This is a genomic window from Nocardioides sp. NPDC058538 (genome assembly GCF_042719275.1).
Taxonomy (GTDB): domain Bacteria; phylum Actinomycetota; class Actinomycetes; order Propionibacteriales; family Nocardioidaceae; genus Nocardioides.
Map to the genome: position 1 here is coordinate 66,763 of NZ_JBHXNY010000012.1, position 23,969 is coordinate 90,731.

The 23,969-nt window shown below is 69.5% G+C and carries 22 protein-coding genes; 14 read left to right on the top strand and 8 right to left on the bottom strand.

What is annotated here, in order from left to right; genetic code table 11:
• Positions 1-54 precede the first annotated feature (54 nt).
• Positions 55-1,146, top strand: coding sequence for an ABC transporter substrate-binding protein (locus tag ACFWQC_RS13415; protein WP_378678309.1), 1,092 nt, complete (start codon positions 55-57; stop codon positions 1,144-1,146).
• Positions 1,147-1,241: 95 nt separating this feature from the next.
• The gene (locus ACFWQC_RS13420) at positions 1,242-2,000 is read left to right on the top strand and encodes a class II aldolase/adducin family protein (protein ID WP_378678311.1); all 759 of its coding nucleotides are present in this window, start codon (positions 1,242-1,244) and stop codon (positions 1,998-2,000) included.
• A gap of 153 nt (positions 2,001-2,153) precedes the next feature.
• Here ACFWQC_RS13420 and ACFWQC_RS13425 read toward each other — a convergent pair whose 3' ends face one another.
• Complete coding sequence (locus ACFWQC_RS13425) at positions 2,154-2,606, bottom strand: hypothetical protein (RefSeq protein ID WP_378678314.1); 453 nt, start codon at positions 2,604-2,606, stop codon at positions 2,154-2,156.
• 181 nt (positions 2,607-2,787) lie between these two features.
• On the opposite strand from ACFWQC_RS13425, the gene putP reads away from it, so the two are divergent.
• Positions 2,788-4,296 (top strand): sodium/proline symporter PutP, encoded by a 1,509-nt coding sequence (putP, locus tag ACFWQC_RS13430; RefSeq protein ID WP_378678318.1) that lies wholly within the window; start codon positions 2,788-2,790, stop codon positions 4,294-4,296.
• A gap of 216 nt (positions 4,297-4,512) precedes the next feature.
• A complete protein-coding gene (locus tag ACFWQC_RS13435; protein ID WP_141804077.1) occupies positions 4,513-4,716 on the top strand; it encodes a cold-shock protein in 204 nt (67 codons plus the stop codon).
• A gap of 73 nt (positions 4,717-4,789) precedes the next feature.
• Here ACFWQC_RS13435 and ACFWQC_RS13440 read toward each other — a convergent pair whose 3' ends face one another.
• Together ACFWQC_RS13440 and ACFWQC_RS13445 are read right to left on the bottom strand one after the other, a co-directional pair.
• On the bottom strand, positions 4,790-5,140 hold the full coding sequence (locus tag ACFWQC_RS13440) for a UBP-type zinc finger domain-containing protein (protein ID WP_378678323.1): 351 nt from the start codon (positions 5,138-5,140) through the stop codon (positions 4,790-4,792).
• Positions 5,141-5,150: 10 nt separating this feature from the next.
• Positions 5,151-5,711 carry a YciI family protein gene (locus ACFWQC_RS13445; RefSeq protein ID WP_378678326.1) on the bottom strand — a complete coding sequence of 187 codons (561 nt, stop codon included), beginning with the start codon at positions 5,709-5,711 and terminating at the stop codon, positions 5,151-5,153.
• An 83-nt stretch (positions 5,712-5,794) separates the two neighbouring features.
• Here ACFWQC_RS13445 and ACFWQC_RS13450 point away from each other — a divergent pair, with 83 nt between their 5' ends.
• Positions 5,795-6,223 carry a DUF309 domain-containing protein gene (locus tag ACFWQC_RS13450; protein WP_378678329.1) on the top strand — a complete coding sequence of 143 codons (429 nt, stop codon included), beginning with the start codon at positions 5,795-5,797 and terminating at the stop codon, positions 6,221-6,223.
• A 9-nt stretch (positions 6,224-6,232) separates the two neighbouring features.
• Here the strand turns inward: ACFWQC_RS13450 and ACFWQC_RS13455 are convergent, their stop codons facing one another.
• Together ACFWQC_RS13455 and ACFWQC_RS13460 are read right to left on the bottom strand one after the other, a co-directional pair.
• Positions 6,233-7,399, bottom strand: coding sequence for a benzoate/H(+) symporter BenE family transporter (locus ACFWQC_RS13455; protein WP_378678332.1), 1,167 nt, complete (start codon positions 7,397-7,399; stop codon positions 6,233-6,235).
• A gap of 247 nt (positions 7,400-7,646) precedes the next feature.
• Positions 7,647-8,180 (bottom strand): PadR family transcriptional regulator, encoded by a 534-nt coding sequence (locus tag ACFWQC_RS13460; RefSeq protein ID WP_378678334.1) that lies wholly within the window; start codon positions 8,178-8,180, stop codon positions 7,647-7,649.
• A gap of 73 nt (positions 8,181-8,253) precedes the next feature.
• Between ACFWQC_RS13460 and ACFWQC_RS13465 the strand changes: the two genes are divergently transcribed.
• From ACFWQC_RS13465 to ACFWQC_RS13490, 6 genes are all read left to right on the top strand, one after another.
• Positions 8,254-9,822: a class I adenylate-forming enzyme family protein gene (locus tag ACFWQC_RS13465; protein ID WP_378678337.1), complete on the top strand. Its 1,569-nt coding sequence runs from the start codon at positions 8,254-8,256 to the stop codon at positions 9,820-9,822.
• Positions 9,822-12,224: a xanthine dehydrogenase family protein molybdopterin-binding subunit gene (locus tag ACFWQC_RS13470; protein ID WP_378678340.1), complete on the top strand. Its 2,403-nt coding sequence runs from the start codon at positions 9,822-9,824 to the stop codon at positions 12,222-12,224. The genes ACFWQC_RS13465 and ACFWQC_RS13470 overlap by 1 nt, the downstream gene beginning before the upstream one ends.
• A 1-nt stretch (position 12,225) precedes the next feature.
• Positions 12,226-13,005, top strand: a complete 780-nt coding sequence (locus ACFWQC_RS13475; RefSeq protein WP_378678343.1) for an enoyl-CoA hydratase/isomerase family protein — start codon at positions 12,226-12,228, stop codon at positions 13,003-13,005.
• A gap of 4 nt (positions 13,006-13,009) precedes the next feature.
• The gene (locus ACFWQC_RS13480; protein WP_378678346.1) at positions 13,010-13,918 is read left to right on the top strand and encodes an FAD binding domain-containing protein; all 909 of its coding nucleotides are present in this window, start codon (positions 13,010-13,012) and stop codon (positions 13,916-13,918) included.
• Positions 13,915-15,132, top strand: coding sequence for a 2Fe-2S iron-sulfur cluster-binding protein (locus tag ACFWQC_RS13485; RefSeq protein ID WP_378678349.1), 1,218 nt, complete (start codon positions 13,915-13,917; stop codon positions 15,130-15,132). Before ACFWQC_RS13480 ends, ACFWQC_RS13485 begins: the two co-directional genes overlap by 4 nt.
• A 73-nt stretch (positions 15,133-15,205) precedes the next feature.
• A complete protein-coding gene (locus ACFWQC_RS13490; RefSeq protein ID WP_378678351.1) occupies positions 15,206-16,570 on the top strand; it encodes an NAD(P)-binding protein in 1,365 nt (454 codons plus the stop codon).
• A 27-nt stretch (positions 16,571-16,597) separates the two neighbouring features.
• Here ACFWQC_RS13490 and ACFWQC_RS13495 read toward each other — a convergent pair whose 3' ends face one another.
• Positions 16,598-17,542 carry an alpha/beta fold hydrolase gene (locus tag ACFWQC_RS13495; protein WP_378678354.1) on the bottom strand — a complete coding sequence of 315 codons (945 nt, stop codon included), beginning with the start codon at positions 17,540-17,542 and terminating at the stop codon, positions 16,598-16,600.
• The gene (locus tag ACFWQC_RS13500; RefSeq protein ID WP_378678357.1) at positions 17,524-18,780 is read right to left on the bottom strand and encodes an MFS transporter; all 1,257 of its coding nucleotides are present in this window, start codon (positions 18,778-18,780) and stop codon (positions 17,524-17,526) included. Before ACFWQC_RS13500 ends, ACFWQC_RS13495 begins: the two co-directional genes overlap by 19 nt.
• 116 nt (positions 18,781-18,896) lie before the next feature.
• Between ACFWQC_RS13500 and ACFWQC_RS13505 the strand changes: the two genes are divergently transcribed.
• The gene (locus tag ACFWQC_RS13505; protein WP_378678360.1) at positions 18,897-19,808 is read left to right on the top strand and encodes a LysR family transcriptional regulator; all 912 of its coding nucleotides are present in this window, start codon (positions 18,897-18,899) and stop codon (positions 19,806-19,808) included.
• Here the strand turns inward: ACFWQC_RS13505 and ACFWQC_RS13510 are convergent, their stop codons facing one another.
• Complete coding sequence (locus ACFWQC_RS13510) at positions 19,809-21,956, bottom strand: MMPL family transporter (protein ID WP_378678363.1); 2,148 nt, start codon at positions 21,954-21,956, stop codon at positions 19,809-19,811.
• A 132-nt stretch (positions 21,957-22,088) separates the two neighbouring features.
• Here ACFWQC_RS13510 and ACFWQC_RS13515 point away from each other — a divergent pair, with 132 nt between their 5' ends.
• Together ACFWQC_RS13515 and ACFWQC_RS13520 are read left to right on the top strand one after the other, a co-directional pair.
• On the top strand, positions 22,089-23,219 hold the full coding sequence (locus ACFWQC_RS13515) for a sensor histidine kinase (protein WP_378678366.1): 1,131 nt from the start codon (positions 22,089-22,091) through the stop codon (positions 23,217-23,219).
• Positions 23,216-23,884 (top strand): response regulator, encoded by a 669-nt coding sequence (locus tag ACFWQC_RS13520; protein WP_378678369.1) that lies wholly within the window; start codon positions 23,216-23,218, stop codon positions 23,882-23,884. Before ACFWQC_RS13515 ends, ACFWQC_RS13520 begins: the two co-directional genes overlap by 4 nt.
• Positions 23,885-23,969 lie beyond the last annotated feature (85 nt).

Below are 23,969 nucleotides of genomic sequence, written 5' to 3' on the forward strand. Positions count from 1 at the left end.
TAATGGTTATACCATCAACCCAAAAGGGTTGCTGCCGGTTCCCCAGGAGATGAGATGAAGAGGAAGACCCCACTGGCCGCCGCCGTTCTGGCGGCCGCGATGGTGCTGACAGCGTGTGGCGGGTCGCCGACCGCAGGGGTGGGCGCCCCCAAGGTCGATGACCACGCCAAGGAGGTGTACGACGAGATCAACGGGCTCTCGGGCGAGGAGCGGACCGACAAGCTCGTCGAGATGGCAGAGGAGGAGGGCAAGCTCGTCCTCTACACGTCCAACACGGACATGGACTCTCTCGTGGAGGCGTTCGAGAAGAAGTACGACATCACGGTCGAGCCCACGCGCGGCAACTCCGAGACCGTGCTGCAGCGGCTGACGACCGAGGGCAACTCCGGCAACGTCAGCACCGACCTGGTCGAGACCAACTCCGGCGAGCTCAACATCTTGGCGCAGGAGGGCTTCCTCTACGACTACGAGAGCGAGTACCGCGACGCGGTGCGCGAGGACGGCCAGCTCGAAGGCTGGACCGCCGACCGCTTCAACGCCTTCGTCGTCGCCTGGAACACCGACAAGGTGAAGTCCTCCGAGATCCCAAGCGAGGTAGCCGACTTCGCCGACCCGAAATGGGACGGCAAGGTCGCGCTCGAGATCGGCGACGTCGACTGGTTCGCGGCGGTCTCGAACTACTACCTCGACCAGGGCAAGTCCCAGGCGGAGGTCGACAAGATGTGGACCGACATCGCCGCCAACGCGTCGGTCGAGAAGGGGCACAGCACGATGGGCGACATGCTCGCCGCAGGCAAGCTGCACGTGGTCCTGTCCAGCTACTCCCACACCGTCGATGGCCTGGCCGGTGAGGACAAGGCTCCGGTGACGTGGAAGCGTGGTGAGGAGTACGTCGCCCCGGTCGTGACCCGACCCAATGGCGCCGGCCTGATGGCGACGGCCAAGCATCCGGCCGCGGCGACGCTCTTCATGGACTTCCTGCTCAGCGAGGGGCAGCAGTACATCGCCGAGGACTTCCGCTCGACCGCCGTGCCGCAGTCGGACGACCCACTTGCGGGTGTCGAGACGATCCCGGTCCCGGAGGGCGAGATGCTCGAGGACTACGACCGCTGGGACCGCGCCTACCGCGAGCTCGTGGGCGGCTGAGCCGGCCAGGGGTCGAGGACAGCCTCGGCAGGGAGGGCTCCGGATCACTCCAGGGCCCTCCTTGCCGACTTACACTTCAGGACGGAGAGCGCTCGATGACCAGCACTGGACTGCGTCAAGAACTTCAGCACCGGATCGCCACCGGTTGTCGCATCGCAGGATTCCGTGGCCTGTGCGAGGACATCCTCGGCCACATCAGCAGCCGACACGGAGACGGCCTGCTCATCCGCTGTCGCGGGCCCGAGGAACAAGGACTCCTCTTCACGGTCCCCGATGACATTCGCGAGACAGACCGCGCCGGGAATCTGCTCGACGTCGACTGCGGGTACGCGGTGCCCAACGAAGTCCACATCCACACCGAGATCCTCAGCGTTCGGCCCGACGTGGAGGTCGTGCTGCACGCCCATCCCCCTGCCGTTGTCGCTCTGAGCCTGGCCGGACTCGAACTGACGCCGGTCGTCGGGGCGTACGACATCCGAGCCGCGCGGATGGCCCGCGAGGGGATTCCGATCTACGCTCGCAGCGTCCTTGTCAATACTCCTGAGCTGGGACGCGAACTCGTCGACGTGATGGGGGACAAGGGCAGCTGTGTTCTACGCGGTCACGGCATCGTGACCACCGGCGCCAGCGTCGAGGAGGCGCTTGGTCGTGCGCTGAGCATGGACGCCCTCGCCCAGATGATCCTCCGTGCTGCCAGTGCCGGCAGAACTCCTCAGCCGATGACGGACGAGGACCTCGAACAGCTTCCGGATCTGGGCTCGGCGTTCCATGATCGACTGATCTGGCGCTTCCACTCGGCCAGCCTCGCCGCCGCCGGCTTCGCCCTCACGCCGATTGCGGCTGAGCGCGAGTGACGAGTTGAGCTCCTGGGGTGCCCGGGCAGGTCAGCCGGCCGTCTGCTGCGCCTGAACGATCGGAACCGCGACCAGCAGCGGCTACCGCCGGGTGAGAACGTGAAGTCCTCGGCACCGCCCGGCGGGGCTCCGTGTCGGCCTCCTTCGGTCGAGCTAGCGGGCGAGGTCGGCGCGTGCCTGCTCCAGGACTCGGTCGAGCTCCACGTAGATCTCCTCGTGCTGCTCTCGGAGCTCATCGAGACCAGGTGCGTCGTTGAGATCCCCGATCGCCTGCCGGAGTGCTTCGAATCCCTTGGGGATCTTCCCGCCGGCGCTGAGGATGCTCAGCTGACCGATGGCTGCGCGAGCGGCTGAGTTGTTGCGGTACGCCTCCTGGCGCAGCGACTCCCGCTCGGGGGCGGGGAGGTCGGCGAGGCGGGCCTTGACGCGGCTGTAGGTGACGCGCTCGAACTCGTACAGGCTCGCGGCGCACTCGCCGTAGACGCGGACCCTGGCATCGAGCAGCTGGAGGTCGCGGCTGTTCCGGTGTTGCCAGTACGCACCCCACCAGGCCCCGAGAAGGGTGGCGAGGATACCCATCGCGGTCACAACGACAGTCGTAGTCACGTCGGCAGACCGTAGGGCATCCGACGTCGCCGCGCACCGGAAGCCGCGCCTGGCAGTCGTCCGAGCCGGTGCCAATCGGCCTCAGGCGTGGCGTAGCGCAGTCGTGGGGTGCCGATCACAGTCAAACGTGGTCTACGGGTTAGGTTCTGCGGCGGCATTCCCCCGATCTTGGAGTTTCTCGATGTCAGACCTGACCTATCAAATGCTGGCGTTGGTGGCCTATATGGTCGCCATGCTCGGCATCGGCGCCTGGGCGTACCGGCGCACCTCGAACCTCGACGACTACATGCTGGGCGGGCGCGATCTCGGCCCGATGGTGAGTGCGTTGAGCGCGGGTGCCTCGGACATGTCGGGGTGGTTGCTCATGGGCCTGCCCGGTGCGATCTACGCGACCGGGCTGATGGAGGGCTGGATCGCTGTCGGTCTGACCGTCGGCGCCTGGCTCAACTGGAAGATCGTGGCGCCGCGACTGCGGACGTACACCGAGGTCTCGGGTGACTCGATCACCGTGCCCAGCTTCCTGGAGAACCGGCTCAAGGACAGCTCGCGGCTGCTGCGGATGGCCTCCGGGGCCGTCATCCTGGTGTTCTTCACCTTCTACGTGTCCTCGGGCATGGTCGCCGGCGGCGTCTTCTTCGAGAGCTCCTTCGGCACGGACTTCCACACCGGCATGCTGGTGGTCGCCGCGGTCGTGGTGGCGTACACGCTCTTCGGTGGCTTCCTCGCGGTCTCCTACACCGACTTCGTGCAGGGCGCGATCATGCTTCTCGCGCTGATCCTGGTGCCCGTCGTCGGTGTCTTCGTGACCGGCGGGATCGGCGAGACCCTGGACAGCGTCCGCGCCGTCGACCCGTCGCGGCTGAGCATGGTCGAAGGAGCCACCGCTCTCGGCGTCGTCTCGGCGGCTGCCTGGGGCCTGGGCTACTTCGGTCAGCCGCACATCATCGTCCGGTTCATGGCCCTGCGTACGGCGGGGGAGGCCGCGTCCGCGCGGCGGATCGGCATCGGCTGGATGCTGCTCAGCCTCTTCGGCGCCGTCGGCACCGCCCTGGTCGGCATCGCCTACTACCAGCAGAACCCTGACGCCGAGCTCACCGACCCGGAGGCGGTCTTCATCGCGCTGGGCCAGATCTTCTTCCACCCGCTGGTCGCGGGCATCATGCTGGCCGCCGTGCTCGCCGCGATCATGAGCACGATCTCCTCCCAGCTGCTGGTGACCTCCTCGGCGCTGGTGGAGGACCTCTACAAGGCGGTCTTCAAGAACGACGCCTCCGACCGCCAGCTGGTCCTGTTCGGTCGGCTCGCCGTGCTCGGTGTCGCCGTCGTTGCCGCTGTGCTGGCGTGGCCGAAGAGCGGGACCGTGCTCGACCTGGTCGCGTACGCCTGGGCGGGCTTCGGCGCCTCCTTCGGCCCGATCATCCTGCTGGCGCTGTGGTGGCGGAAGCTCACCGCGGCCGGCGCGCTGGCCGGCCTGGTCGTCGGGGCCGTGACCGTCGTCGTGTGGGGCAACATCGACGCGCTCAGCTCGCAGATGTACGAGATCGTGCCGGGCTTCGCTCTCAACGCGATCGTCGCGGTGGTGGTCAGCCTGGTGACCTACCGGGAGAACCCCGACATCGAGGCCGAGTTCGACGAGGCGATCCGGCTGCTGGACGCCGACGGGTCGCGCGCGGAGTCGGCGCGGGTCTGACGCGACGGGCCCGGGATCGCGGGGAAACCACGATCCCGGGCCTGATGGCGTACTGTTGATCTTGTTGAAGGGATGGCTCTGTAAGCCATCCTGGCCGCACACCACGTCGCGGCTTGTATCTTTTATCTGGTTTTCGGTTCGCTGGACATCAGCACAGATGGATGTCTTCAGCGGCTTGGGGCACAGTGTCCCTTGCACCGAACAGAGGAAAAGATCATGGCTCAGGGCACCGTCAAGTGGTTCAACGCTGACAAGGGCTTCGGCTTCATCGCGCAGGACGGTGGCGGCGAGGACGTGTTCGTTCACTTCTCCGCCATCCAGACCAGCGGTTACAAGTCGCTCGACGAGAACCAGAAGGTCGAGTTCGACGTCACCGCCGGCCCCAAGGGCCCGCAGGCCGAGAACGTCCGCGTCGCCTGATTTTCAACGAAGGGCCCCGACCGCAGCCGCGGTCGGGGCCCTTCGTGCGTCCGGCGACGAGGGCTCGAACCGGTCAGTGCAGGTGCGTCTGCCAGTCCTGTGGAACGCGATCCGCGGGCGCGGGCGGGGACTGCGACTCGGGGCGGCTCGTCGGCTCGGCCAACACCGGGCCCTCCAGCGCCTCCTGGTTCTCGAAATCCCAGAACCACGTCTCGCCGGGCTCGAAGCTCTGCATGTAGCGGTGGCCCGACTCGCGGAAGTGGTGGCTGGCGTGCTGCGCCGGTGAGCTGTCACAGCAGCCCACGTGCCCGCACTCCGCGCACCGCCGAAGGTGAACCCACCATCCGGAATCGCTCGCGAGGCACTCGGCACACCCGGTGCCGGACGGCAGGGCCGCGACGTCGATTCCTGGTGTTCCGGTCATGCCCTTCACGTTACCGGTTGGGGTCCTTCGACGTGGGCCGCCCGCCGAAGTCCCACCGATGGGCCTCGACCCAGACGTACTGGTCGGGGGAGAGGGCTTGCCGAGCGGCATGCTCGGAGACTGCCTCGAGCAGCACCGCCGCGCCTAGAACCACCGTCCCGTCGTCGGAGAGCTGCGGCCCGGCCGCGATCAGCGCTTCGCCGCGCGGCAGTTCGACCGGGTCGGTCCTCGGTTCGCAGAACCCGAGGACGAGGTAGCGGTTGGCGTCGGGCCGGCCGTCGAAGTCCCACATGGTGCGACCGAGCGTGTTGCGCCACCGCCGGAGCAGTATGTCCCGATAGGCGCCGGCCTGGTAGCCGGGTTCGTCGAAGGCGAACGCGCGAGCTGCGGCGGCATCCGGGAGCTCGAGGATGTGCACGCTCCCGGTCAGGGTCTCGTCGCTGGTGAAGGTCGGACCCCGGGCGATCATCGTCGCTGCGAACCGGTCCATGTAGCTCCAATGCTCCTCCACCATCTCGGTGCGCAGCGGCGTCGAGCCCGGGCGGTCGCGGTGGTAGCAGAAGAACTCCATGGGCTGAGACTCACCGGCTTCGCCGTCCCGCGCAATCGGTTATCTCAGCGGGTCCGTAGGGTGTGAAGCCGAGGAGGGCTGACATGGTGAGCGATCGCGACCGGAACGAACAAGGGCGTGCGCAGCAGGCTCGACCGCGCGACGCGCTCGGCCGCCCGCTGCCGTACGGCGAAGTCGGTGTCGAGCCCATCTCCGAGGAACCGCTCCCGCCGGAGGAGACCTTGGCGTACGCCCGCAGCCTGCTCGACGACGGACGCCCCTTCGCCGCCCACGAGGCCCTCGAGGTCCGGTGGAAGTCGTGCCCGGAGGAAGAGCGGGAGCTGTGGCAGGGCCTCGCTCAGCTGTGTGTCGGCCTGACCCACCACGAGCGCGGCAACACCGTCGGCGCCTCCCGGCTGATCGAGCGGGCGGCGGGTCGGCTCGAGACCTACGAGCGGGGCGCTGGTCCGAGGTATGGCCTGGACCTCGAAGCACTCATCGCATGTTCCCGGGGCAAGCTGCAGGGTGCCTGATTCGTCGGGTCAGCCTTCGGAACGGCGGTCGGCGCCTGCCTGGAAGTCCTTGGACTCGACGGCGAGGGAGACGAGGACTCCGCCGAGCAGTGCCCAGAGCGGGGCGGAGATGTTGAAGATGGTCACGCCGCTCATGGCGATCACGAGCGCGGCGAACGCACCGGTCTGGAACTTCGTGCCGCCGAAAGCGCCGCGGAAGGCCGAGATCAGTACCCCGATCATCGCCAGCCCGGCCACGGCCGCGATCAGCGTCGGAGGCAGGATCGAGACCAGGGCGACCGCTACGCCGGCGAAGACGCCGAAGAGGGCGAACAGGATGCCGTTGACCACCGTGGCGACATAGCGTCCGTCCCGGTTCTCGCCGGCCTGTTCCGAGGAGCAGATGGCGGTCATCGGCCCCGCGATGTTCGCGTTGTGGCCACCGAAGAGCGAGGCCAGGATGCCCCCGACGCCACTGATCAGGGTCATCGCGTTGACCGGAGGCCGGTACTTCTCAGTCATCAGCACCCCGGTGGCCTGGGCGTTCTCGGCGCCGATGACCAGCACCGCGAGCGGGATGGCCACCGCCAGGATCGCGTTGACGTCGAACGCGGGCGCCACCAGCTGCGGGGCGGAGAGTGCGAAGTCGGCGTCCGTGGACCCGAAGGCCCCGGTGGCCAGCGAAGCGACGATGCCGAAGACCAGCGCACCGACCACGCCGGGTACGGACCTGACGAAGCGGGTGAGCAGCAGATAGCCCACCACCGCGGCGATCACGATCACCGGTGTGCTGACACCTGCGTCGACCACGCCGGTGGCGAAGCGGATCAGTGCGCCGGCGATCATCGCCATCACGATCGGTACCGGGAGCCAGGCGGCCAGGCGAGGAAGCAGTCCGGTGAGACCCAGCGCGAGGACCAGCACTCCGGCGGCCAGGAAGGCGCCGACCATCTCGCTGAACTCGAAGTCCGCCAGTGCGCCGACCACGAGGACCGCGCCCGGGATGCTCCAGGCGCCGGTGATGGGCATCTTGTAGTAGAGCCCGAGGATCAGCGAGATGAGTCCGCCGAAGACGTAGATGCCGAAGATCCACGAGGTGATGAGCTGCTCGGACAGCCCTGCTTCGCTGGCCCCGTTGATGATGATCAGGGCGGGCCCGGTGCACCCGAAGATGGCGGCGACCAAGCCGGCGCTCACTGGAGCTACACCCACGTGGCGCCGGAGGTCGCGAAGGCCTGACTTGAATCCGGGCCCCGGCTCGATCAGGGAACGGTCGGTACGAATCCTCGGGGGAGTGGGCTGGCTGGTGGAGCCAGTGGTGGGGCTGGTCATGGGGCCACCTCGATGACAGACGTACGGTCCAGAAAAGACCGTCTGATTCGGACTGTCGAAACCTAGGACTGTTCCCAGGTGGTGTCAAGGGGTGGCTGGTCGGGTGGCCCGCTCAGCTGCGTTCCTTCTCGAGCTTCTCCCAGAAGTCGAGGGCGGCGTGCTCCATCGCGAGGCCGAGCCCGAGGGGAACCATGCGATCGGCTACGTCCTCGCGGTCCTTGAACAGCTCCTGCATCCCGGTGTAGACCCTGATGCGCTCGCGGTGCTGTTCGATCTGCTCTCGCGCCAGCTGCAGGACGTCCTCGGGCTTGGCGAACTCCGCGAAGAAGAGCTTGAGCTCGGCGACGTCGCGCACCTGCATCTGCTCGGTCGTGGGCTCGCTGAGCCATGACCGGAGGGCATCGAGCCCTGCGGGGGTGGCGGAGTAGAGCTGGCGCCGCCGGCCGGACTCCTCCTGCTGCACCTCGAGGAGGCCCAGATCGACCAGCCGCTTCGGCTCGGAGTACAGCTGCGCGTGCGGAAAGGGCCAGAAGTAGCCGACGGAGCGATTGACGGCGCGCTTGAGGTCGTACGACGTCGATGGTCCTCGCATCGACACCATGCCCAGCACGACGTAGGAGGTAGGGGTCAGTTTCGGTGTTGACACGGTCTGAAGCGTATCGTAGGGTCCTGAACGTCCGAAACAGACGATATGAACTGTACGGTAGAGAGTGGGCATGATGGACCTAGCGACAGCCCTCCGGTGGACCACCGAGAGATATCCGCATCGCCGCGCGGTCGGCGGCGCCGCGCCGATGTCGTACGCCATGTGGAATGCACGGACCGAGCGCTATGCCCACGCCCTGCACGAGCTCGGCGCCGCCGAAGGGAGCCGTGCCATCTTCATGCTTCAGGGCGGTGAGCCGCTGGCCACCCTGCACCTGGCTGCCCAGAAGGCCCGGGTCGTGTCCCTGCCGCTCTCGACCCGTATCGGGGCCGAGGAGCTCGCGTACTGCATCGCCGACTGCGATCCCGCACTCATCGCGGTGGACGAGCACACCCACGACGTCGTCGTCGCCGCGCTGGAGATGGTCGCGAAACCTCCGCCGCTCGTGTGGGCGGGTCATCGAGACCACGCCCCCGCCGGGGTTCCCTCCGTGGCGCGAGTTGCCGAGCGGGCGCCGAGCACGTTGGTTCCGGCGAGGCCGCAGAGCGACGACATCAGTGTCATGTTGTACACGTCCGGGACGACCGGAAAGCCCAAGGGCGTGCCGCGCACCCACAGCGCCGAGCACTACGCCGCTCTGGCCCATCTGGTCCAGACGGGCCACGGTCCCGGTGAGGCGACCCTCGGCGTCATGCCCCTGTTCCACACGATGGGCCTCCGCACGCTGCTGGCGAGCGTGCTGTCGGCGGGCACCTGGGTGCCGCAGGCCAGGTTCGACGCCGATGAGGCGCTCGAGCTGATCCTCGCCGAGCAGATCAGCGCGCTCTACCTCGTCCCGACGATGTACTGGACCCTGATGCAGGGCGACCGGCTCGGCGAAGCATCCTCCGTACGCAACCTGGCCTATGCCGGTTCTTCCATGACCCCGACGCTCGCACGACGGCTCGTCGAGGCCGTCGACCCCGCGCGGTTCGTGAATCACTACGGCAGCACCGAGATCTACACGTTTACGATCGGCCCCGAGAACATCAGCAAGCCCGGCTGCGCCGGCCGCGCCGGGCTGTTCTCCCGGATCAGGCTGATCGACCCCGATCCCGGGGCGAGCCCCGACCAGATCGTGCCGGACGGTGAGCGCGGTCAGGTGATCGCATCGCTGGAGAGCCCCGAGGCGTTCGCCGGCTACTGGAACCGGCCCGACGCCGATGCCAAGGCCATCCGGGACGGCTGGTACTACACCAACGACCTCGCCGTCGCCGACGACGACGGTGACCTGTGGGTCTCGGGACGCGTCGACGACATGATCAACTCCGGCGGCGAGAACCTCTACCCCGAGGAGATCGAGCACGCCCTCGCGGCCTGCCCGGACCTGCAGGAGGTCATCGTCGCCGCGACCCCGCACGACAAGTGGGGGCAAGCGGTCACCGCGTTCATCGTGGGCCGCCCCGAGGACTCCGCCGAGACGACGCTCGCCAAGGTCGAGCAGTTCGCCCGGGACGGGTCGGGCCTGCCGTCGCTGAAGCGCCCGAAGCGCTACGTCGTGGTGGACCAGATCCCCAAGTCGGCCGTGGGCAAGATCCTCCGCCGCCGTCTCACCGCAGGCGAGTTCGAGACCCTTGCCGACACCGAGGGAGGAGCCTCCTGATGACCCGACTCGCTCGTGTGGAGGACGCCGCGCTCCTGACCGGTCAAGGACGTTTCCTCGACGACCTGGACCCGCTTCCGGGCACCCTCGTGGCGGCGGTGGTCCGTAGCCCGCACGCGCACGCCCGGATCCGGTCGGTCAACCTCGACAAGGCCCGTCGGATGCCCGGCGTGGCGGCGGTGATCGGGCCCGAGGAGGTCCTGGCGACGCTCAAGCCGTTCCCGCTGTCGGTGAAGACCCCTCACCCCTACTATCCGACCGCCACCGACAAGACCCGCTTCGTCGGCGAGCCCGTCGCCGTCGTCGTGGCATCGGACCGTTATCTGGCCGAGGACGCCGCGGAGCTGGTCGAGATCGAGTACGAACCGCTTCCGGTCGTCGTACGCACCGACCAGGCGCTCCTGCCGGACGCCCCGTTGCTGCACGACGAGGCCGAGAGCAACGTCGCGACGGACCGTGAGTTCACCTTCGGCGAGGTCGAGACCGCCTTCGCCGGAGCCCCGCACGTCGTCTCCCGCAGCTACTCCTTCCCGCGCTACTCCTCGACGCCCATGGAGTGCTACGTCGTCGTCGCCGACTGGCGTGATGGCTCCGACGGCCCCGAGATCACCGCCCACGCCAACTTCCACGGCCCGTTCTCGATGGCGCCGGTCGTTGCCGGGGCTCTCGGGATCCCCACCTCGTCGTTGCGCCTGGTGGTTCCCGCAGACATCGGCGGCAGCTTCGGCATCAAGTCCGCGGTCTACCCGTACATCGCACTGATGGCCCTGGCCAGCAAGCACGCGGGCCGGCCGGTGCGGTGGACCGAGGACCGCCTGGAGCACCTCTTGGCGAGCTCGGCCGGCTCCGACCGCATGATGACGTTCGAGGCCGCCGTCGACGACGACGCGGTGATCAGTGCGCTGCGAGTCGACCTCGTCGACAACGTCGGCGCCTACCTGAGGCCTCCGGAGCCGAGCACGCTCTACCGCTGTTTCGGCAACATCACCGGCGCCTACAAGATCGACGCCGTGGGCATCCGGGCACGCGCCGTGGTCACGAACAAGGCGCCCACCGGGCTCAACCGTGGATTCGGCGGGCAGCAGCTGTACTTCGGCTTGGAGCGGCTCATCGACGACATCGCCCGCGAGCGCGGTCTCGACCCCGCGGAGGTCCGCCGTCGCAACCTGGTCTCGGCGGACGCCTTCCCGTACGCCACCCCGAGCGGTGGCATCTACGACTCCGGGAACTACGAGGGAGCCTTCGAGCTCGCCCTCGACAACGTCGACTACCAGCGCCTCCGCAAGGAGCAGGCGGTCGCCCGGGAGAACGGTGAGTGGATGGGGATCGGGATCGCGACGGTCGTCGATCCGTCGGCGACGAACATCGGGTACGTCGGACTGGCCACCCCCGTCCAGGACCGGACCGCCAAGCGTGGCAAGTCGGGATCGACCGAGCACGTACGCGTCACGGTCGACCCCCAGGGAATCGTCAGCGTCCTTCTCGGAACCGTCCCCCAGGGGCAGGGGCACGCCACGGTTGCCCGCGACATCGTCGCCGAGCAGCTCGGCCTGCCGAGCGACCAGGTCCGCCCCCGTGTGGAGATGGACACCGCCTCCACGCCGTGGACGATCAGCTCGGGAAGCTACTCCTCGAGGTTCTCCCCGCTCCTGACCAGCGCGCTGCTCGAGGCGACCGACCGGATCGCGGAGTCCATCAAGGTGGCCGCCTCCGTGCTCCTCGAGGTCGAGCCTGACCGGCTCGAGCTCGCCGACGGAACGGTCCGGGTCGTCGACGACCACGGGCGGTCGGTCGCGTTCCGGCACGCGGCCGGGCTGATCCACTGGGATCCCGGCTCCCTGCCGGACGGCTTCTCGGCCCGTCTCTACGAGGAGGCGGCGTACACGCCCCCGCAGTCGAAGGCGGCCTCGCGCACCGACCAGATCAACTCCAGCCTGTGCTACGGCTTCGTCGCCGACGTCGTGGTCGTCCGGATCGACCGGGAGACCCTGACGGTGAAGATCGAGGATCTCTCCACCGTGCACGATGCCGGCACGATCCTGAACAAGACGCTCCTGGAGGGTCAGGTGCACGGGGCGATCACCCAGGCGCTGGGTGGAGCGCTCTTCGAGGAGATGACCTACTCCGACGCGGGACAGCCCACCGCGGGCACCTTCATGGACTACCTGTGCCCGACATCGGCGGAGTCGGTCTTCCCGCTGACCAGCGACCATCTGGAGACCCCGTCACCGCTGACCAGGCTCGGCGCCAAGGGCTGCGGTGAAGGCAGCTCGATGAGCCTCCCGGTGGCGATCGCCAACGCCGTCGCCGACGCCCTCCAGGGCGAGGGCGTCACGGTCGACTCGCTGCCGCTGCACGGAAACGTACTGCACGAACTGCTCACCACATCGAAGGGAAACTGACATGCCACTCACCGGAGGCGAGATCCGGCTCGAGCACAGCCACGACGGGCGCGTTGCCCACCTCGTGCTCGACCACGGGCGCTACAACATCATCACGATGGAGACCCGTCGGGTGATGGCGGAGCGGTTCACCGAGATCGACGCGGACGACCGCGTCCAGGTCGTGGTGATCCGGGCCGAGGGGGAGCACTTCACCTCGGGCGGTGACATCGCCGGGTTCATGGAGGTCGAGCCCGTCGATCTCACCGACCTCGGCCAAGACGTGACGGCGGCGGCTCGCAGCCCCAAGCCGGTCATCGTCGCCATCGACGGCTACTGCTTCGGCGTCGGGCTGGAGCTCGCTCTGTCGGCCGACATCCGCATCGCGACGGACCGCTCCCGGTTCGCGCTGCCGGAGATGAAGCTCGGGATGATCCCCGGCAGCGGCGGAACGCAGCGTCTTGCCCGGCTCATCGGGCTCTCCCGCGCCAAGTACCACATCCTGACCGGCGAGCGGATCACCGGACAGCAGGCACTCGACTGGGGCCTGACGTCGCACAACTGTGCCGACGCGCAGGAGCTGGAGAAGGCCGTCGACGAGGTCGTGACCAAGCTGCTCAGCTACTCGCCGATGGCGATGCGGACCGCGAAGGAGGTGCTCGACCGAGGGGTCGACGGCCCGCTCTACACCGGCATCGAGCTCGAGCGGAAGGCCTACTCGATGCTGAGGGCCAGCCACGACTTCGCCGAGGGAGTCGCAGCATTCGGGGAGAAGCGTCCGCCGCGCTTCGAGGGCCGGTGATCGCGTGAAGGCTGCGCCGTTCGCGTACGTCCGCCCTGGCACCGTCGCCGATGTGGTGGCCGAGCTGTCCCGTGAAGGGTCCAAGGTGATCGCCGGTGGGCAGTCGTTGGTGCCGGTGCTCGCGATGCGTCTCGGGCGGCCGGCTCAGCTGATCGACATCAACGCGGTGCCCGAGCTGAGTGCGCTCTCCCGGGACAACGGGTCCCTTCGGGTCGGCGCCACCGTCCGCCAGCGGCAGCTCCAGCGAGAGCAGGTCGCCGCGACGGTTCCGCTGATCCGGCTGGCCCTGCCGTGGGTCGGCCACCGCGAGGTCCGCAGCCGGGGCACCGTGTGCGGCAGCATCGCGCACGCCGACCCGTCGGCAGAGCTGCCCGCAGTGGCCGCCTGCCTGGAGGCGACGATGGTCCTGACGAGTGCTCGTGGCACCCGGCAGGTGCCCGCCGTCGACTTCTTCACCGGTGCGCTCTCGACGGTGATCGAGCCGGAGGAGCTCCTCTCGGAGGTGGTCTTCCCGGTCGCGAAGCCCGGCGAGGGGTTCGGCTTCGGGGAGTTCGCCCGCCGGCACGGCGACTTCGCCCTGGCGGGCGTGGCCGTACGAGTTCGCACCACGGGCGAGTCCGTGGACGCGCGACTGACCTGCTTCGGCGTCTCGGACGTACCGGTCAGCGTGGACGTCTCGTCGCAGCTTCACGCCGCGCTCGAGACGACCGGCCCGGATCCGTCACGGGCGGACCTGCTGTCCGCGCTGGCCGAGCACACGCCGGACGTCGCTGACGACGTCGTCGACACCACGGGTGACAGCCACGCCAGTCCCGCCTACCGCCGCCAGCTGATCAGCGCTCTTGCCGCCCGCGAGGTGAGCCGCGCCTACGTGTCAGCCAGAGACTCCGAATCCGAGGGACGCTCCCGATGAACCTGCCGCAGCCGTACGCCCGCACCGAGGCCGACCAGGCCGTCGAGGTGAATCTGACCATCAACGGCACCGAGGTCGCGCTTTCGTTGCCGGCCCGCGTCACCCTGTCCGATGCCTTGCGCGACCATCTGGGCCTCACCGGCACCCATGTCGGCTGCGAGCACGGGATCTGTGGCATGTGCACGGTGCTCGTCGACGGCGATGCGGCGCGGGCGTGTCTGCTGTTCGCTGTCCAGCTCGACGGCGCCGAGATCACCACGGTCGAGGGACTGGGTCGACCCGACGAGCTCCATCCCCTCCAGGAGTCCTTCGGCCGGCACCACGGCCTGCAGTGCGGCTTCTGCACGCCGGGCTTCCTGATGAGCTCGTACGACCTGCTGACCCATGAGCCCGACGTGCAGCGGGACGACCTCCCCACCGAGCTCTCCGGCGTCCTGTGCCGGTGCACGGGTTACCGCAACATCATCGACGCCGTCGACGAGGTCGCGGAGGGTCATCGCGGAGCTCTCCCCGGTCCGGGAAACTGCGGACAGCGCACCCTCGTCGGTCGTACGAGTGCCACGAGCCAGGCAGCCGTCGCGGTCGAGAGCGCCGTCGAGGAGGAGGCGGCCGAGCGCCCCGAGGAGATCGAGATTCCCGCCGGCGAGCCCACCATCCACATCGATGTCGTCAGCCGGCTGGCCTCCGGACCGGACGAGGTGGCGCGCGTCTTCGACGACATCCGGCTGCTGGCCCGCTGCCTGCCCGGTGCGGAGCTGACCGACGAGCTCGGCGCCGGCTGGTATCGGGGCCGGGCCCGCATCGCCCTGGGCCCGATGCGGATGGCCTTCAACGGCATCGCCCACATCGAGGAGCAGTCCGCCGACCGCATCGTGATGAGAGCGCAGGGCAAGGACACCGGTGGCGGGGCGCAGGCCCGGATCGTGATGACGGCAGCCGAGGTCGAGGGCGGTGGGACCGCGCTACAGGCGGAAGCCAGCGTCTTCCTGACCGGCCGCATCGCCGGCTTCGGTCGCTCGCTCGCCGGTGACGTGAGCCGCCGGATGTTCGAGGAGTTCGCTCGCGCCGTGGATCGGGCGGCGGCGGGGGAGGAGGAGCCGACCGCGGGAACGCGTCCGCCTGGTGCGCTCTCTCTGCTGGTGGGCACCATCGTCGACCGGGTTCGGCTGTTCTTCCGACGGCTGACCTCCCGACGCGGGGCACGGGGCGCTTGAGACGTACCCCGTCTGCGGCATTGCACCGGCGGCGCGTTGACCGCGAAGGGCCCCGACGTGCTTGGGTGGAACCATGAGTCGCACCGTCGATGTCGACTACCTGGTGGTGGGTGCCGGCGCCATGGGGATGGCGTTCACAGACGCTCTGACCGAGCACGCCGACGTGCGGGTGGCGCTGGTCGATCGCCGTCACGGTGTCAGTGGGCACTGGCTGGAGGCGTACCCGTTCGTCAGACTGCACCAGGCCTCCGCCTTCTACGGTGTCGCCTCGACGCTGCTCGGCGGCGGGCAGCTGCAGCAGCGCGGGCCTGAGGAGGGCCTGCAGGAGCGAGCGACCCAGGCGGAGATCTGTGCCTACTACGCACGGATCCTCGAGCGGATGGTGGAGTCGGGCAAGGTCGAGTTCTTCCCGAACAGCGAGTACGCCGGCGACGGCACCGTCGTCTCGCACATCTCCGGCGAGCGTCTCGAGTTGCCCGGGGCGCGGATCGTCGACGCCCGCTACCTGGCCCCCAGCATCCCCGCCGAGAAGCCGCCGCCGTTCGGTGTCGCCGAGGGCGCTCGGGTGCTGCCGGTCAACGAGCTCGCCCGGCTCGAGGAGACACCGAGCCAGTACGTCATCGTCGGATCCGGCAAGACCGCGACCGACGCGTGCATCTGGCTGCTGTCGCGCGGCGTCGACCCGGACGCGATCTGCTGGGTGCGGCCGCGCGACCCGTGGATGATCAACCGGGCCCTCATCCAGCCCGATCCCGCGATCTTCCTCGGCATGGCCGCCGACACGATGCAGATCGCCGAGAGGTCGACGTCGCTCGAGGACCTGTTCCTGCGGCTCGAGGACGCCGGCATCATGATGCGCATCGACCGCACGGTCATGCCGACGATGGCCAAGGCGCCGACGCTGGCGACGTGGGAGCTCGAGAAGCTGCGTACGCTCGAGAACGTCGTACGCCGCGGCCACATCCGACACGTCGACCGCGGTTCCCTCACGTTCGCCGACGGATCGCTCGCCATCGCCGACGACGCCCTGGTCGTGCACTGCGCGGCGGACGGGCTGAAGTATCCGCCCCTGCTACCGGTCTGGCGCCCCGAGGCGATCACGCTGCAGCCGATCCGGGCCGGCTTCCCCTGCTTCGGCGCCGCCGTCACGGGCTACGTCGAGGCCACCCGCGACGCCGACGCCGAGAAGAACAGGCTCTGCCCGCCGAGTCCGTTCCCCGACACGATGGGGACCTGGGCGATGATGAACGTCCTCGGCACCCGGGCGGCCATGTCGTTCTCGTCCGAGCCGGACATCAAGGCGTGGTCGGACGGCGTCGCGCTCAATCCGGCTCGGGTCCCGCCCGGGTATCCAGCATCGGCTGCCCTCGACGACGCGCGCGAACGGCTGGCGAAGCACACGACACCGGGGCTCGCTCAGCTGGCTCAGCTGACCTGAGCGTACGTCCCGGCTCCGTCTTTGTTCTCAGGAGGTGTTGTTCATGCTGTTGGACCGTTCGCTCCTCGCTGTCATCACGTGCGCACTCCTTCTCCTCGCCGCCTGCGGCTCCTCCGACGGAGAGTCGGAGGTGGCCGTCACGGATGCGAGCTCCGCGGAGACTGGGACCCCGAGCAGCGCGTCCTTCAGCCGCGCGGCAAAGGCGTTCGGGTGGTCCACGAAACCGGTGTGGTCGCCGGGGAACCGCACGGCGGTGAGTCCGAGCCGGGCGGCGAGCGCCTCGGTCGTACGCTCGCACAGCTGACCAGCCGACTCCTCGCCGATGCCGAGGACGATTCGCGGGCCGCGGCGCAGCGCGTCCTCGTCCGGCTCCCACCGCACGGAGGCCGGCAGCTCCTCGGCGTACCAGAACGCCTCCTCCGCGAGGGCACTCGTGCTGCGCTCGCCGCCGAACATGGCCTCGAGCATGCCGTCCGGCACGACGATGTTCGCTTGCTCGAAGAACATGCCCCACGCGCCGACCACGTCGCCGTCGGCGTACCGACGCCTCATCGCGTCCGTCATCGCACGCAGCTCCTCCCGGTCGTCGAGGAGCTCCAGCAGCGGGGGCTCGTGTGCCACGATCGTCGTGGCGAGCTCGGGATGGCGCTGGGCGAAGGCGAGGGCCGTCACGGCACCGCCGCTGGACCCGAGGATCGCGACGGGGCCGAGGCCCGTGCGGCGTACGAGCTCGGCGAGATCGTCCGCGCGCTGCTCGGGGGTGGAGCCGAAGGACCGATCGGCCAGGACGCTGCCGCCGTGGCCGCGCGGGTCGTGGGTGAGGACGGTGTGGTCGGCGGCGAGCGCCTCGGCGAGAGGGGCGAACTCCTCGGCGGTCATCGGTGATCCGACGAGTGCGATGGCGGGCCCGGATCCACGTAGCTCGTAGTGCAGGCGTGTTTCGGGCAGGTCGATCAGGGTGGGTGCGTACATGGCGTTCTCCTTGGTGTCGGTATCGGTGATGAAGTGGTCGGATCGGCGCCAGGCAGGAGCCTGGCGACGAGGGGCGGCGCGGCCGCCGCGAGCAGGACGGTCAGCGTCGCGGGTAGCACCATCGCGCCGGCCAGCCCCACCCCGGCGGCGAGCCCGCCGATGAGAACGGGGCCCACGAATCCGCCGAGGTACCCGATCGTGGTGACGACCGAGAGCCGCCGCGGGTCGATCCGGGTGGCGCCCAGGCTGCCGATCACGATCGGCCAGACGAGGGCCGTGCCCGCGCCGGCGAGCGCCCATCCTCCGGCGGCGACCACGACCTGCGCACCCTCCGCGGCGACGGGGGAGAGGAGGACGAGTACGAACCCGAGCAGCGTCACCCCGGCGGCTGCCGCTACCAGGGTCGGTGCCGCGAAGGCGCCGCGCAGTCGGTCGCCGGCGAAGCGGACGACGGTCATCGCGGCGAAGAAGGCGGCGTACATCGTCGCTCCGGCTGCCGGTTCCTCACCGAGGACGCGAGTCGTGTGGACTCCCGCCCAGTCGGTTGCGGCACCTTCCACCACGAAGGCAGCGGCGGCCACGGCCCCGGCGCCGACGAGTACGGGGCTCACCCCGCGAGCCGGCCCCTGAGCAGCCGCCGCGTTCGGGGCCGCGGCAGTGCCCGGGGCGGTGCCAGTGCCGACCGGAAGCCGCAGCGCCAGGAGAGTGACCAGGGCGCCGGCGCCCAGTGCGGCGGCAGGCAGGAGCAGGAGGCTGTCCGCGCCGACGCGCAGCGCCGCTGCCAGCGCCGACGACCCCAGGACGGCACCGAGCGTCCAGCATCCGTGCATCCGGGCGATCACGGGTCGTCCCGCTGCGCGCTCGGCGGCCGTCGCCTGTGAGGTGAGCCCTACGTTGATGGCGCCACAGCAGATGCCGAAGACGGCGGCGAGCGCGATCATCGGCTCGGCTGCGGGCATCGCGCCGATCGTGGCGAGGAGGAGCCCTGCCGTGGGGAGGGCGACGCGCAGTACGGCGGCCTCGCTCCAGCGGTGGGCGAGGTGGCCCGCCAGCGGCATCGCGATCGCCGCGCCCAGCGCGAGGGTGAGGAGCAGGAGCCCGAGTCGCGTGGGGCCGAGATCGACTCGGGCGTCGAGGACGGGAAGCCCCGCGCCCCAGACCGCGACGAGCATGCCCACTCCACCGTGCAGCGCGGTGATCACGCGCGGGCTTTCCGGTGCGGGGCTCGATGAGGACATGCCTTCAGGTTGCTCGCGGCTTCGGACGTACGTCCAACACCGGCGAAGCGCGGATCGACGCACTTCTGTTGTCGATCCGCTGTCGCCCGCTTCGCCGACCGGACAGAATGGGGCCCGTGGCGGGCGACCTCGAGATCAGGCTCCTGCGCCGTTTCGTGGCGGTCGCGGAGGAGCTGCACTTCGGGCGTGCGGCCGAGCGTCTCTTCATCGCCCAGCAGGCGCTCAGCCGAGACGTACGCCGCCTCGAGAGCGCCGCGGGCGTCCGCCTCCTCGACCGCTCCTCGCGCCGCGTCGCGCTCACGCCGCAGGGCCGGCGTCTCGTGGACCGGGCGCGCGAGCTCATCGCGCTGCACGACCGTGCCGTACGCGACCTGCGTGCCGACACCGGCAGCCTCGTCATCGACGCCGTCGCGCCGGGGACCACTCCCGCTCGGGTGCTGGACGCGGCTCGGCGTACCGCCCCTGACATCGAGTTCATCGTCCGCTACGGCGGCGGATCCGCGGACACGGTGGTCGGGGCGGACGTCGGCTTCGGCACCACCCCACAGGGCATCGCCGCCCCGCGTGGGCAGGCGGTCCGTCATGAGCGCATCATCGTGCTGCTCCCCGACGACCACGAGCTCACCGCGCTCGACGCCATACCGCTCGAGGCCCTCCGGACGGCTCAGGTGTGCACGCGCTCCGGCGACCACGTGACTCCCGCATGGGCACGCGCGATGGGTCAGCTCCTCGCACCGTTCGGCGTGGACCCGACGGACGGGCATCCCCATGTCCTCGGCGGTGCCGAGCTCGCCGCGCACCTACAGCTGCACGGCGCGCCCGGGCTGGCCCTGGAGAGCCAGGCGCCGGTCGAGGGCATCGTCATGCGTCCGCTCGTCGACCCCGTCGCACTGTTCCCCTGGACGATGCGCTGGCGCGCGGACCTCGATCACCCCGGTCTCGACGTGCTCAGACGCAGCGCACGCGCGTTGTCCGAGGCCCACGGCTGGATCACGGTCCCCGACGGCGCCCTGCTCCTGAGCTCCTGATCAGAGCGCACGTACCTGCGAGCTGTCAGTGGCCTCGACCGGCTTCTCCTCCGACGCAGAGTCCAGCTCCGGCAGCAGCCGATCGAGCCACGCGGGCAGCCACCAGTTCGCGGCGCCCAGAAGCTTCATGGTCGCGGGGACCAGGATCAGGCGTACGACGGTCGCGTCGAGGAAGATGGCCGTGGCCAGGCCCACTCCCATCATCTTCACCACCGGGTCGCTGCCGAGGACGAAGCCGGAGAAGACCGCGACCATGATCAGTGCGGCTGCGGTGATGGTGCGGCCGGTGCCGGCGATCCCTTCGATGACGGCGCGGGTGTTGTCGCCGTGGCGGCGGTACTGCTCGCGCACCCTGGACAGCAGGAACACCTCGTAGTCCATGGAGAGCCCGAACAGGATCGCGAACATGAACAGCGGGATGAACGACACGATCGGCACCGTCGACTCCACGCCGATCAGGCCGGCCGCCCAGCCCCACTGGAAGACCATGACGAGAACGCCGTACGCCGCACCGACGCTCAGCAGGTTCAGCACGACCGCCTTCAACGGCACCAGCACCGACCGGAACAGCACGGCGAGCAGGAGGAACGACAGCAGCAGCACGGCCGCCACGAAGCGCGGCATCCGCTCCTGCACCCGGTCACCGAGGTCGGCGAAGGTTGCTGTCTGCCCGCCGACATGGGCGGTCGCCGAGCTGCCGTCGAGCACCGTCGGGAAGACCTCGCTGCGCAGCCTCGTGACGGTCTCCTGGGTGGCGACGTCCTGGGGCGACGTGGTCGGCTGAGCCACCAGCGTGGCCACGCCTGAGTCAAGATCGATGATCGGTTCGCCGACCGAGGTGATGCCCGGGTCGGCTGCCACCGCCTCGGCCAGCGGCGCCACGACGGACTTGTCCTGCGAGATGTCGACCGCGACCACCAGAGGCCCGTTGGCGCCGGGCCCGAAACCGTCGGCGATCAGGTCGTACGCACGGCGTTCGGTCCTCGACTCGGGCTTGGTCCCGTCGTCCGGAAAGCCCAGGTCGAGCGCGAGGACGGGTGCGGCCAGGGCGATCATGAGGACCGCTCCGCCGACGAGGTACGCCGTCGCGTTGCGGGTCACGTGAGCGCCCCACCGGTACCAGCCGGTGCTCGGCCGGTGCGCCCCAGCCTCGACCTGTCGTCGGCGGCCGTTGATCCACTGGCCGTTGATTCGCTGGCCCGCCAGTCCGAGCAGAGCCGGCAGCAGGGTGATCGAGGCGAGCACCATCACGAGCACCATCGCGGAGATGGCGACCCCACCACCGGTCACGAACGGGATCCCCGCGACGAGCAACCCGAGGATCGCCACGACGACCGTGCCGCCGGCGAAGATCACCGCCTGCCCTGCCGTTGCCAGAGCTCGGCCGACCGATTCGGGGACCGGCATCCCCGCAGCCAGGTTCTCGCGGTGCCGGGTGACCAGGAAGAGCGCGTAGTCGATGCCGACGCCGAGCCCGACCATGGCCGCGAGTTCCGGCGCCCACGCCGGGATGTCGATCAGGTACGTCACCAGCTTCATCGAGGTGATGCCGATGACCAGTCCGAACAGCGCCATCCCGATCGGCAGTCCCATCGCGACGAAGGAGCCGAAGGCGATCAGCAGGACGATCATCGCGACGATGATCCCCGCGACCTCGCCGAGCCCGGTGGGTGCCTCCTCGAACGCGAAGAACAGGTCCCCGCCGGCTTCCAGCGTCAGCGACGACTCCTCACGCAGGTCGGCGACGGCGTCCTTGAGGTTGTCCAGGTCGGAGGCCTCGAGGTGCTCGACCGCCGGGTACTGCACCCGCACGAGCGCGATGTCACCGTCCGGCGAGACGCTGCTCGTCGTGCCCAGCACACCCGGAAGCTCCGCGAGGGCGGCCTCCACGGGCGCCACCTGCGTCGTGGCGTCTGGCGCTTCGAGCACGACGTGGGCGCTGATCCCGCCCTCGTCGGCCTGGGCCTCGGAGAGCAGCTCCGCGGCTTGGTAGGAGTCGAGGCCGGGTGCCTCGAAGCTCTCCTCGAGCTCGCGCCCGAAGGCGGCGGAGGAGGCGATGACGACTAGCGCGAGCAGGACCCAGGCGCCGATGGCGGTCCAGGGACGGGTCGCGGCTGACCGGCCGAGCCGGTAGAGGAGATTGGTCATGCCTCCACCGTGGCCCGGCGACGAACGATCCACATCGGGCCAAGGAGCGGTGGCCTCCTCGGCCGAAAGTACGAGGTGAGGGTCGTGCTTGTGCCCCGTACGCCGAGGCCGTCCGCTCGCTAGGGTCGAGAGGTGACCGCCTTCGTCCGCTCAGTCCTCGCCGAGCCCCGTGCCCCGGACCCGCCGGCGCGGATGTGGTGGGACTGGGCTCTGGTCGGCGCCCTGCTGGTCACGGCCGCGGGCGAGGCGATCTTCCGCGCCGACGTACCGTGGCGCCCCTTGGCCACCGTGGTCACGCTTCTGGTGATCCCGGTCCTGCTCTGGCGGCGTACTCATCCGCTCCTGGCGACCGCGGTCGGCTTCGGCGGTGCGATGGCGCTGCAGATCCCGACGCTCTTCGGCGGCGTCGAAGAGGTGGGGCTCAACACCATGGCCTGCGTCCTGCTGCTGCCCTACTCCCTGTACCGCTGGGCGTCGGGACGCGAGGCGCTGATCGGTACGGCGATCGTCGCGGTCCCGGTGACTCTGGGACTCGCCGCGACCGAGAGCTTCGGGGACCTGATCGGCGGCGCCACCGTGGTGATCGCGTCGTTCGCCCTCGGGGCCGCGATGCGCTACCGCGCGGTGGCGCGCCAGCGCGAGGTCCAACAGGTCAGGACCCTCGAGCGCGGCGACCTCGCCCGCGAGCTGCACGACACCGTCGCGCACCACGTCTCCGCCATCGCGATCCAGGCCCAGGCAGGGCGAGCGGTGGCGGCCACGAACCCGGCCGCGGCCCTCGAGGCACTGGCCGTGATCGAGGCCGAAGCCTCCCAGACGCTGTCCGAGATGCGCACGATGGTCCGGGTGCTCCGCGACGGCGACGACGCGGCCGACTACGCACCACAGAGGGGCATCGGCGATCTGGACGAGCTGACCCGGATGAGCCCGCTGGTGGAGGTGCGGTGCGTGGGCGATCTCGCCGACCTGCCGCAGCCGGTCGAGGTGTCGGTGTACCGGATCTGTCAGGAGTCGGTGACCAACGCGATCCGGCACGCCCTCTATCCCACGAAGGTCAGCGTGGAGGTCCGAGGCGAGGCCGGCGTCGTACGGTTGCGTGTGCACGACGACGGAGAAGCAGCCCGCCTCTCGACCAGCGTGGGCTACGGTCTGCTCGGCATGGCGGAGCGGGCCAAGCTGCTCGGCGGCGTGTGCCAGGCCGGGCCGGACCCGGCCGGCGGCTGGACCGTCGAGGCGACGTTGCCGCGCGAGGTTTCGCGGTGACCAGCCAGGGGACCATCCGGGTGGTGGTCGCCGACGACCAGCTCCTGGTACGTACCGGCCTGACGATGATCCTCAACGCGCAGCCCGGGATCGAGGTCGTCGGCGAGGCGATCGATGGTCATCAGGCGGTGACGATGGCCCGTGAGCTGCGTCCCGACGTCTGCCTCTTCGACATCCGGATGCCCGGCATCGACGGCGTCGAAGCCACTCGCCGGCTCGCCGGCCCCGGCGTCGAGGATCCCCTCGCCATCGTGGTCATCACGACCTTCGACCTCGAAGAGTACGTCCACGGCGCCCTCAAGGCCGGCGCCCGGGGCTTCCTGCTCAAGGACGCCGGCCCCGAGCTGCTGGTCCAGGCGATCAACGCAGCCGCGAACGGCGACGCGCTCATCTCGCCCAACATCACCCGTCGCCTCCTCACCACGCTGGCCGGCCTGGAGCGTGCCACGCCGCCGGCCCAGCCGATCGAGCCGCTCACCGAGCGCGAGGAGGAGGTCCTGCTCACCGTCGCGCGGGGCCGCACCAATGCGGAGATCGCCGAGGAGCTGAACATCACCCTGAGCACGGTGAAGACCCATGTCGCCGCGCTGATGAACAAGCTCGGCGCCCGCAACCGCGTCGAGGTCGCGATGTGGGCGTACGAGACCAAGCGCGTGAAGGAGTAGGGCCGTACCGCATCTTGAGGAGATGGCTCGCGCTACCGTAGCGCCGCGCGGGGATCTGTTTAGACCTGTTGTATGCGGTCGCGCG